Annotated in this window: 3 protein-coding genes; 1 reads left to right on the forward strand and 2 read right to left on the reverse strand. The window is 49.7% G+C overall.

Annotation, left to right across the window (positions count from 1 at the left end):
* Window positions 1–257: hypothetical protein (locus tag EBR25_14200; GenBank protein ID NBW42122.1), on the forward strand; the 257-nt coding region annotated here is incomplete at its 5' end.
* On the opposite strand, the gene EBR25_14205 is transcribed toward EBR25_14200, so the two are convergent.
* Both EBR25_14205 and EBR25_14210 read right to left on the reverse strand, forming a co-directional pair.
* Window positions 234–755, reverse strand: coding sequence for a hypothetical protein (locus EBR25_14205; GenBank protein ID NBW42123.1), 522 nt, complete (start codon window positions 753–755; stop codon window positions 234–236). The two genes, EBR25_14200 and EBR25_14205, sit on opposite strands and share 24 nt — an antisense overlap.
* Window positions 752–1,200, reverse strand: a 449-nt coding sequence (locus EBR25_14210; GenBank protein NBW42124.1) for a hypothetical protein, incomplete at its 5' end; no start/stop codon positions are given. The genes EBR25_14210 and EBR25_14205, both read right to left, overlap by 4 nt.

Raw genomic sequence — 1,200 nt, forward strand, 5'->3', positions numbered from 1 at the left:
TTAGTGGTAAACCAATTCTCGGACCGTATCATGTCGACCACGTCTATCCGTTTATCCGATTAGTCGAGGAGTGGTGTAGAGAAAATCAGTACGATCTTGAGACGATTCCGGTAAAATGCCGAGGAGCTACTTGTAAATTGGAGTCTGTCGATATGGCAGAGAGTTGGTTTGACTATCACTCCTTCAATGCTGAGTTCCAAGTCCTCGATGCTTCGGAAAATACGTCGAAGGGGTCAAAGTACTTCGGGAAAAACTAGATCGAAGACTCTGGCCGCCTCTTCGGCGAGGATTTCTGTCACCTCGGGGGATTCCTCGAGGACTCTGTTGAGCCAGGGCTGGTCGGGGAAAGATCGGGGATCGTATCCCGATACCCTCGAGTAAACTGGCCGGCTTTCCCTCCCCACAAGAGTGGCGGATTCCTCGCCATACCTTCGCTGTAGGTATTGTATGACCGGAGACTCTGGACCTTGACTCTCCAGCTCAATTTCTAGTGCCTGAAGAGAAGTTTGAAGTGCGGAGAGTAGGCGTTCCCCTGCATTGTCGCTACTAACCTCGACGCTGACAGCGCCCAGGGAGCGGACATATTGACCGATGTTATGGGTTAGCTCTTTGGTATACCCCTCAGTGACAGCACGCAGGAACTCTACCCTCACGGAGTCCGAGAGCTGCCTAGTAGTCTGCTCTTTAACTATCTTTTTAGCAGACTCTTGCAGGATTTCTCGAAAAAATAACCCCAGCAGTACCCTTGCTATCATTCCGCTACGCAATCCATCTCGCTAAAGATCTCTACAGCGTAGTTCTGCCTTGGACCTTCTCCTTGGCCGGGAGCTCTCTCATATGCCGCATTGAACAATGTAGCGGCTTCCTCCGGACTTTTGGCAGAGTTCATAGCTTGGGCAAGATTCCCGCCAGGGGCTATTGCATCTGAAGTGGAGTCGTAATAAGGGCTGTTCGGATTCAGTTCTGCTACAAAAAATGACATTTGAGTACTAAAATCAGACGCTGATCTTCCGGATTCTTTAGCAAATTTTTCGAGATTTGCCCTTCTACTATCTTTCCACTGGAAAATTCCGAAGGCACCGCTACCTTCTATGTTTTCTATAGCTGGGTCGAGATTTACAGTAGACTCCACCAGTGCGTTTCCAACAACGCCGGCATATCCCGCCTTCGTATTTATCCCCGCCTGCTTCGCAGCGTTTA

It is taken from the genome of bacterium (assembly GCA_009926305.1).
Taxonomy (GTDB): Bacteria; Bdellovibrionota_C; UBA2361; order UBA2361; family RFPC01; genus RFPC01.